The following is a 7402-nucleotide window of genomic DNA, read 5'->3' on the forward strand; positions in this document are numbered from 1 at the left end:
CGGAAAAGCCGGTGGCGGGTCGCGGGTGGCCTGATAGGCTGAAGGACCTTGAAGGCGTCGCCTGCAAGCGAATGGATTGGTGGATGATGAAGAAGCCAAGCCGGTGGCCGCTCAAGGCCGCAGCCGCGCTGTCCGTCGTCGTGGTCCTCTATGCCATGTGGTCGTTCCTGCAGCCCAGGGGACTGCCCGCCGGTCTGGCCAGCGGCAACGGCCGGATCGAGGCGGTCGAGATCGACATCGCCACGAAAACCGCCGGGCGGGTCGAGGACATCCTGGTCGACGAGGGCGATTTCGTCACCGCCGGGCAGGTGCTCGCCCGCATGGACACCGACGTGCTCCAGGCCCAGGCCAAGCAGGCCGAGGCGCAGAAGCAGCAGGCGGTGATCGGCGTCGAGACCGCCCGCCATCAGGTGCTCCAGCGCCAGGCCGAGCGGCAGTCGGCGCTGTCCCTGGTCGCCCAGCGCGAGGCCGAGCGGGACGTCGCCCAGAAGCAGCTCGCCCGGTCCGAGGAGCTGGAGGCACGGGGCACGACGTCGCGGCAGGTGCTCGACACCGACCGCGCCCGCTTCGAAAGCGCGAACGCCGCCGTCAGCGCGGCCAAGGCGCAGGTCGCCGCGGCCGACGCCGCCATCGCCACCGCCGAGGCCCAGGTCGTCAACGCCGAAGCGGCGGTCGACGCCGCTGCGGCCACCATCGAGCGCATCCAGGCCGACATCCGGGACAGCACGCTCCGCTCGCCGCGCGACGGGCGGGTGCAGTTCCGGGTGGCGCAGCCGGGCGAGGTGCTGGGCGCCGGTGGCCGGGTGCTGAACATGGTCGATCTCAGCGACGTCTACATGACCTTCTTCCTGCCGACGGAGGCCGCCGGACGGGTGAGGATCGGGACGGAGGTGCGCATCGCCCTCGACGCCTTCCCGCAATACGTCATTCCCGCCAAGGCCACCTTCGTGGCCGACGTCGCCCAGTTCACCCCGAAGACGGTGGAGACGGCCAGCGAACGCCAGAAGCTGATGTTCCGGATCAAGGCCCAGGTCCCCCCTCCGTTGCTCAGGAAATACATCCGCGACGTGAAGACCGGCTTGCCGGGGGTGGCCTATGTGCGGATCGATCCGGACGCCGAATGGCCGGCAAACCTGCAAAACCTCGTGCCATGAGCGGCGGCGCCGACCGCTCCGCCACGCCGCCCGTAGCATCGCCCGTCGCCCGTCTGCGCGACGTCCGTCTGATGTACGGAAAGGTCCGGGCCATCGACGGGGTCAGCCTGGACGTTCCGGGGGGCTGTGTCGTGGGCCTGATCGGTCCCGACGGCGTCGGCAAGTCGAGCCTGCTGTCGCTGATGTCGGGCGCGCGCGCCCTGCAGGAGGGAACGGTCGAGGTGCTGGGCGGCAGCATGGCCGAGGCGCGCCACCGCCACGCCGTCTGCCCGCGCATCGCCTACATGCCGCAGGGCCTCGGCAAGAACCTCTACCCGACGCTGTCGATCGCCGAGAATCTCGACTTCTTCGGACGGCTGTTCGGGCAGGGCGGCGACGAACGCCGGAGGCGCATCGCCGACCTGACGCGCAGCACCGGTCTGGCGCCGTTCCTCGACCGGCCCGCCGGCAAGCTGTCCGGCGGCATGAAGCAGAAGCTCGGCCTGTGCTGCGCGCTCATCCACGACCCGGACCTGCTGATCCTCGACGAGCCGACCACCGGCGTGGACCCGCTGTCGCGGCGGCAGTTCTGGGAGCTGATCGACCGCATAAGGGCGGACCGGCCCGGCATGAGCGTGGTGGTCGCCACGGCCTACATGGAGGAGGCGGCGCGCTTCGACTGGCTCGTCGCCATGGACGAGGGGCGCGTGCTGGCCACCGGCCGCCCGCGGGAGCTGCTGGAGCGCACCGCGACCGCGACGCTGGAGGCGGCCTTCGTCGCGCTGATGCCCGAGGAGAAGCGCCGCGGCCACAAGGCCGTGGCGATCGTGCCGCGCACGGGGGACGCAAGCGACATCGCCATCGAGGCGAAGGGCCTGACCATGCGCTTCGGCGATTTCGTGGCGGTCGACCATGTCAGCTTCCGCATCCCGCGCGGCGAGATCTTCGGCTTCCTCGGCTCCAACGGCTGCGGCAAGACGACGACGATGAAGATGCTGACCGGCCTGCTCCCGCCGAGCGAGGGCGAGGCCCGGCTGTTCGGGCAGCCGGTGGACGCCCGCAACATCGCGACGCGGCGGCGTGTCTGCTACATGTCGCAGGCTTTCTCGCTCTATTCGGAGCTGACCATCCGGCAGAACCTGGAACTGCACGCCCGCCTGTTCCAGGTGCCCGAGGACGTCCTGCCCGGCCGGGTCGCGGCGGTGGCGGAGCGCTTCGGCTTGACCGACGCGATGGAGGCGTTGCCGGACCGGCTGCCGCTCGGCCAGCGCCAGCGCCTGTCCCTCGCCGTCGCGATGGTCCATGAGCCGGCCCTGCTGATCCTGGACGAGCCGACGTCGGGCGTCGACCCGATCGCGCGCGACGCGTTCTGGGAGATCATGATCGGGCTGGCGCGCCGGGACGGGGTGACGATCTTCATCTCGACCCATTTCATGAACGAGGCCGAGCGCTGCGACCGCATCTCGCTGATGCACGCCGGTCGCGTGCTGGTCAGCGACACGCCGGCCGCTCTCGTCGCGACGCGCGGCGCCGCGACGTTGGAGGAGGCCTTCATCGGCTATCTGGAGGAGGCCGTGGCGGAGAGCCGGGACAGCGATGCGGCGGCGGTGCCCGACGATCGCCGGCCGTCCCCGCCGCCCGCCGCCGCCCCGTCCGCCGCCGCTCCTTCTGGCGAACGCGCGAGTGGCCGCTTCTTCAACCCGCGGCGGATGCTGAGCTACACGCTGCTGGAAGGGCTGGAGTTGCGGCGCGATCCGATCCGGGCGACGCTGGCCCTCGTCGGCAGCCTTCTGCTGATGGTCATCATGGGCTACGGCATCAACATGGACGTCGAGGACCTGTCCTTCGCCGTCCTCGACCGGGACCAGACGACGGTGAGCCGCGACTACACGCTCAACCTCTCCGGCTCCCGCTACTTCGTCGAACAGGCGCCGATCAGGGACTACGAGGATCTCGACCGGCGGATGCGGGCGGGCGAGCTGTCGCTGGCGCTGGAAATCCCGCCGGGCTTCGGGCGCGACGTCGCCCGCGGGCGTCCGGTCCAGATCGGGGCGTGGATCGACGGCGCCATGCCGACGCGGGCTGAGACGGTCAACGGATACGTCCAGGGCATGCACAGCCAATGGCTGGCCTCGCGAAGCCAGACACCCGGCCTCGCCACCATCGAGACGCGCTTCCGCTACAATCCGGACGTCGAGAGCCTGAAGGCCATCGTGCCGGCGGTCATCCCGATCCTGCTGCTGCTGATTCCGGCGATGCTGGCCGCGCTCAGCGTCGTGCGGGAGAAGGAACTCGGCTCGATCATCAACCTCTACGTCACGCCGGTCACCAAGCTGGAGTTCCTGCTCGGCAAGCAGCTGCCCTATGTCGGGCTGGCCATGCTCAACTTCCTCCTGATGGTGGGGCTGGCGGTCACCGCCTTCGGCGTGCCGCTGACCGGGAACCTGCTGGCCCTGTCCACCGGCGCCGTTCTCTACAGCTTTTCGGCGACGGCCATGGGGCTGCTGATGTCCAGCTTCATGCGCAGCCAGATCGCCGCCATCTTCGGCACCGCCATCGCCACGCTGATCCCGGCGACCCAGTATTCCGGCATGATCGATCCGGTCTCCTCCCTGGGGGGCGCCGCGGCGCTCATCGGGGAGGTCTACCCGACCACCCATTTCCTGACCATGTCGCGGGGCGTCTTCTCCAAGGCCCTGGGCTTCGGCGATCTGCACGCCGCCTTCGTCGCGCTGCTGATCGCCGCTCCGGTCCTGATCGGCGCCAGCGCGTTGCTGCTGAAGAAGCAGGAGCGCTGAACCATGCAGGCGTCCAACGTCCTGAACCTCGGCATCAAGGAACTGCGCAGCCTCGTCCGCGACCCGATGCTGCTGGTCCTCATCGTCTATTCCTTCACCCTGGCGATCTACACGGCGGCGACCGCCATCCCGGAGACGCTGAACAAGGCGGCGATCGCCATCGTCGACGAGGACCGCTCGCCCCTGTCGGCCCGCATCGCCGGCGCCTTCTACCCGCCCTACTTCCTGCCGCCGGTGCTGATCACCCCCGCCGAGATGGACGCCCGCATGGACGCCGGGCTCGACACCTTCGCGCTCGACATTCCGCCCAACTTCCAGCGGGACGTTCTCGCCGGGCGCCAGCCGGCGATCCAGCTCAACGTCGATGCGACCCGGATGACCCAGGCCTTTTCGGGGAGCGGCTACATCCAGCAGATCGTCAGCGGGGAGGTCGGCGCCTTCGTTCAGCGCTACCGGGGGGAGCAAACCCTCCCGGTCGACCTCGCCCTGCGGGTCCGCTTCAATCCCGAGATGAACAAGGGCTGGTTCGGATCGGTGATCGAGGTCATCAACCAAGTGACGATGCTGTCGATCATCCTGACCGGCGCCGCCCTGATCCGGGAACGCGAGCATGGCACCATCGAGCATCTGCTGGTGATGCCGGTCACGCCCGCCGAGATCATGGTGGGCAAGATCTGGTCGATGGCGCTGGTCGTGCTCGCCGCCTGCGCTTTCTCCCTGGTTTTCGTCGTCCAGGGGCTGCTGGCGGTTCCCATCGGTGGCTCCGTCGCCCTGTTCCTCGCCGGGGCCGCCCTGCACCTGTTCGCCACCACCTCGATGGGCGTCTTCCTGGGGACGGTGGCGCGCAGCATGCCGCAGTTCGGCATGCTGCTGATCCTGGTGATGGTGCCGTTGCAAATGCTGTCGGGGGGCATGACGCCGCGCGAGAGCATGCCCGCCCTCGTCCAGGACGTGATGCTCGCCGCGCCGACGACGCATTTCGTCGCGCTGGCCCAGGCCATCCTGTACCGCGGCGCCGGCCTCGACGTGGTCTGGCCGCAATTCCTGGCGCTGGTCGGGATCGGCGCGGCCCTGTTCAGCCTGTCGCTGGCGCGCTTCCGCAAGGCCATCAGCCGGATGTCGTGAGCCGCGCCGGCCGATCCCGGAGCGGCTCGCCAAGGTCAAGATCGGACTGTCACCATTTCAGCGTGGCGTGCACCAGGAAGGAACGCCCGGCCTCCAGATAGCGGCGGCGGTCGGCCGAGGTCTCGCTGACGCCGACGACGTTGACGTAGTTGTAATAGCCCTGGTTGAACAGGTTGTTGACCGAGGTGCCGAGGCTGATGTTCTCCGTCGGGTTGACGTAGGCGGCCAGATCCACCGTGGTGTAGGCCGGAGCCTTCAGGTAGGTCGGGTTGCTCACGTCATCGGCTTTCTTCGCCGTCACATGGGTGGCGGCGACCTGCGCGCCCCAGAAATCATCCGGCGCGGTGTAGGACAGGCCGGCGTTGACGGTGAAGGGCGCCACCTCGTCGATGGCGGTGCCGGCGTCGATGTCGAAGCCGCGGGCGAAGGCCGCCGCGCCGAACAGCGCCCAGCCCGGCCGGAACCGCCACTCGCCCTTGCCCTCGGCGCCGAAGATCTCGACCTTCGAGACGTTCTGCGCCTGATAGCGCAGGATGCCGCCGGCGCCGGTGCCGACCGCCTTCTGCAGGATGAAATCGCTGTAGCGGTTGTAGAAGCTGGACACCTGGAAGCTCGACCCGTCGCCGAACTTGCCGCGCAGGCCGGCCTCGACGCCGTCGCTGCTCTCCGGTTTCAGGTCGGCGTTGGGCAGCACCTCGTAGCCGTAGGTCGGGTTGGAGAAGCCGAGGTTGGCGTCGTCGTAGGGCGGCGCGCGGAAGCCGTGCGCGTACTGGCCGAACAGCGCGTACTGCTTCGTCAGGTCATAGGTGGCGCCGAACTTCGGCGACAGGGCCAGCTTGTCCAGCTTTTCCGGCTGGGTGGACGGCCGGGCGGCGAAGTAGGCGGCGTCCTTGTCCGGGTCCATCCGGTAATAGTCGAGCCGCAGCGCCGGCACCAGCCGCAGCCGGTCGATGGTGATCTCGTCCTGCACATAGGCCGAGGCCATCAGCGTGTCGGTGTTGGGGAAGGTGCGGCTGGGGTAGGTGTCGCCGTTGTAGCTCTTCGCGGTGGCCCCGGTCGCAAGGTTGGTCAGGGTCACGTCGCGCATCCGCTCGGTGCGGATGGAATCGAGGCCGAAGCCGTAGGAGATGCTGTTGGGCCGCCCGAACAGTTGGGTGTCGGAGCGCAGGTTGACGGCGGCGCCGACGATCGTCTGCTTGGATTCGTTGCTGGTGGATTCCCGCAGGGCGGTGCCGGCGGCGAACAGCGGGCTGGTGGAGGTGGCGACGCGGGCGTTGCGGGTGCGCTTCTCCTCGCGCTCGAACTGGGTGCCGTAGAGGCGCCAGTCGATGTGGTCGATGAAGCCGATGGGCGCGTCGTGCGAATGCTCCAGGCTGACGCGCCAGCGGGTCGCGGTGTCGTCGGCGGTGGAGCCGGTGAAGGCGCCGCGCGTCATGCGCATCGGCGCCATGGAGAAGATGTAGCTGGCGCTGCCGCCGACGTCGTTGCGCAGCGTCGTGTCGGTTTGGCGGTGGAAATACTCGCCGGTCAGCGTCACCTTGTCCGGCCCGTGGTCCCAGACCAGCTTGGCGAGGCCGTTGTTGCCCTCATAGTCCTGCGGGTTGCGGTAGGCCTTGTCCTTGGACTTGTACTCCTCCCCGTCGCGGCGCGTGTAGATGCCGAGCAGGGAGAAGTCGCCGGAGCGCAGCACCCCCGTGCCGGTCTCCGACAGGCTGGAATCGACGCTGTCGTAGGTCGTCTTCAGCGACACGAAGCTGTCGCGGCCGGGCCGCAGGTAATCGGCCGGGTCCTTGGTCACATAGGTCACCACGCCGCCCAGCGCGTCCGATCCGTAGAGCGCCGAGGCCGGGCCGCGCACGATCTCCACCTGCTTGACCGAGTCCAAATCGACCACGTCGCGGTTGTAGCCGGCGGAGGGGGCGGCGGAGGCCGGCGATTCCGGAAGCCGCGTGCCGTCGACCTGCATCAGGATGCGGTTGTTGCTGATGCCGCGGATGGTGAAGCCGCCCGCCCCGGCGCGGGACGGGGAGTTGCTGACCGTCACGCCGGGTTCGTAGCGCGGCAGGTCCTGGAGGCGGTGGACGCCGCGCTTCTCAAGCTCGTAATCGGGGATGACCGACACCGTGCCCGTGTTCTCGCCCACGCTGCGCAGGCCGCGCTCGCCATAGACCGTCACCGCGTCGAGGATGGTCGGGGGCGGCGCGGTGGTCGCCTGCGCGGTCTGGGTGGCGGCCTGCTGGGTCTGCTGCTGCGCCTGGGCGGCGGGGGCCAGCAGCGTCAGGGCGGAGGCCGACAGCCACAGCGCCGCGCGCAGGCGGGAGCGGGACGGTGTGAGGGCAGGAGGGT

4 protein-coding genes are annotated in these 7402 nt (G+C 69.3%); 3 read left to right on the forward strand and 1 reads right to left on the reverse strand.

The genetic code is table 11. From position 1 onward, the window contains the following. Positions 1–83 precede the first annotated feature (83 nt). From DXK32_RS20800 to DXK32_RS20810, 3 genes are read left to right on the forward strand one after another with little or no spacing between them, the layout of a single operon-like run. Positions 84–1154 (forward strand): HlyD family efflux transporter periplasmic adaptor subunit, encoded by a 1071-nt coding sequence (locus DXK32_RS20800; RefSeq protein WP_114860255.1) that lies wholly within the window; start codon positions 84–86, stop codon positions 1152–1154. Beyond that, a complete protein-coding gene (rbbA, locus tag DXK32_RS20805) occupies positions 1151–3931 on the forward strand; it encodes a ribosome-associated ATPase/putative transporter RbbA (RefSeq protein ID WP_114860247.1) in 2781 nt (926 codons plus the stop codon). Before DXK32_RS20800 ends, rbbA begins: the two co-directional genes overlap by 4 nt. 3 nt (positions 3932–3934) lie before the next feature. Further along, positions 3935–5056: an ABC transporter permease gene (locus tag DXK32_RS20810; protein ID WP_114860248.1), complete on the forward strand. Its 1122-nt coding sequence runs from the start codon at positions 3935–3937 to the stop codon at positions 5054–5056. Positions 5057–5105: 49 nt separating this feature from the next. On the opposite strand, the gene DXK32_RS20815 is transcribed toward DXK32_RS20810, so the two are convergent. Then, positions 5106–7402, reverse strand: a 2297-nt coding sequence (locus DXK32_RS20815; RefSeq protein WP_114860249.1) for a TonB-dependent hemoglobin/transferrin/lactoferrin family receptor, incomplete at its 5' end; no start/stop codon positions are given.

It is taken from the genome of Azospirillum brasilense, from assembly GCF_003349955.1.
GTDB classification, from domain to species: Bacteria; Pseudomonadota; Alphaproteobacteria; order Azospirillales; family Azospirillaceae; genus Azospirillum; species Azospirillum brasilense_B.

Bases quoted from the DNA above. Each gene is read 5' to 3' on its own strand.
- DXK32_RS20800 (WP_114860255.1), top strand. From the start codon at position 84: ATGATGAAGAAGCCAAGCCGGTGGCCGCTCAAGGCCGCAGCCGCGCTG.
- DXK32_RS20810 (WP_114860248.1), top strand. From the start codon at position 3,935: ATGCAGGCGTCCAACGTCCTGAACCTCGGCATCAAGGAACTGCGCAGC.
- rbbA (WP_114860247.1), top strand. From the start codon at position 1,151: ATGAGCGGCGGCGCCGACCGCTCCGCCACGCCGCCCGTAGCATCGCCC.